Annotated in this window: 1 protein-coding gene; it reads left to right on the top strand. The window is 68.2% G+C overall.

Translation table 11 applies throughout. The features are described from left to right. Positions 1-277 (top strand): dTMP kinase (locus V0R37_RS22085; RefSeq protein WP_420376555.1); only part of this gene is annotated, 277 nt, incomplete at both ends.

Genomic DNA, 277 nt, shown 5'->3' with positions numbered 1-277 from the left:
CCTATCAGGGCGGCGGGCGAGGACTGTCCATCGAGCGCATTGCGCAGCTGGAGCAGTTCGTCCAGGCCGAGCTGCGCCCCAACCTGACGCTGATTTTCGATCTGCCTGTGGAAGTGGGGCTTGCGCGCGCAGCGGCGCGCGGGCGCCTGGACCGTTTCGAGCAGGAAGGCCGTGGCTTCTTCGAAGCGGTACGCCAGGCCTACCTGCAGCGCGCCGCGCAGGCGCCACAACGTTATCGCGTGCTCGATGCCGGGCAGAGTCTGGCCCAGGTTCAGGC

The sequence above is a fragment of the Pollutimonas rozaliensis genome (genome assembly GCF_048751585.1).
Classification (GTDB): domain Bacteria; phylum Pseudomonadota; class Gammaproteobacteria; order Burkholderiales; family Burkholderiaceae_B.
Note: the sequence above shows the minus strand (reverse complement) of the source record. Positions and strands in the feature narration are given on the sequence as shown.